This is a genomic window from Phyllobacterium sp. P5_D12 (genome assembly GCF_054049495.1).
On the sequence record NZ_JBFUMG010000965.1, the window covers coordinates 1 to 1,049 of the forward strand.

1 protein-coding gene is annotated in these 1,049 nt (G+C 51.9%); it reads right to left on the reverse strand.

What is annotated here, in order from left to right; genetic code table 11:
* Positions 1 to 244: 244 nt before the first annotated feature.
* Entirely contained in the window at positions 245 to 550 is a 306-nt protein-coding gene (locus ACXJ5O_RS28015) for a hypothetical protein (protein WP_457302766.1), read from the reverse strand.
* Positions 551 to 1,049 lie beyond the last annotated feature (499 nt).

Sequence of the window (1,049 nt, forward strand, 5' to 3'; positions counted from 1 at the left end):
CTCCTGTTAAACGAGATGCGACAGGTGCGCCTTTACGTCTTAACGGGGAATGAACGGAAAACGCATTGGTCCGTGCTTTCGAGCTTCGGTATTGTTCACCAGGAGACGGATAGGTCTTTGGTCCATACGGAACTGGCCAAATCGGGAGTATTTTGGGGCCGCCGGTAGCCCCCACGTCGGTTTTGGCCTGAAGAACACTTCTTTTCGTAAAAGGCCTTCCGGAGGGTTGGGCCTTGCGGTGATGTCATTTTGTTTGATCGCGCTCAGCCTCTTCAAGGCGTCGCAGAAATTCTCTGAATCTCTCATCTTCGGCTAAAGGCTTGTGATACGACCGCAATGCTTCACCGTACTCCGGCCGCTTTAGTTGCCAGTCAATAATTCGCGCACCTTTGGGCTTTTCTTCGTCACTCAAATTCATTGTCCCTTGATCTCTCAACCGTTGTGTGGCGCGTTGGTTCCAGGTGCCGAAACTGCAACCATCGGGTTCATGAAATCGCGTTGCATTGACTTGCTCCGTCTTCTGGCGGACAATATCAAAGTCGCCAGGCATGTAACGGCCACTGGCGTTTGAGAGATGGAACGAGCTCCCGCCTGAACGTATGGAGGGGCTTCCATGCTGTATTCAAGCATCGATCATATTTCGTCGGAAAATGACTGGCACATCCTGGAAAAAGCCCATCAACGAGCCTGCCAGATTCTTGGCCGTGATCCGAAATACCATCCTCTCGCAGAACAGGTGGCACGTACGGTGATCATGTTTTTTGCGCGAGGCGAAAGAGACTACGGGAGACTGGCTAGTATGACCGCAAAACGGGAGATCAATTTGTTTGAGTTCGAGACAGAGACGATGGGAACCAACGTCCGCGACATCCATGATAATGGCAAGCCGTCCCAAGTACTTCCACTGACTCGCGACTTGGTCCCACCCCGGGGATCAGCAGGGCCCGACTGTGATAGGTAGTAAAACTATGTCTTTTGCTCTTTCTCGGCTTCATCAAGCCGGTCTAAAAGCTCCTGAAATCTATCGTCATTCTCGGGCACACTATGCC

Bases quoted from the DNA above. Each gene is read 5' to 3' on its own strand.
- ACXJ5O_RS28015 (WP_457302766.1), bottom strand. From the start codon at position 550: ATGCCTGGCGACTTTGATATTGTCCGCCAGAAGACGGAGCAAGTCAAT.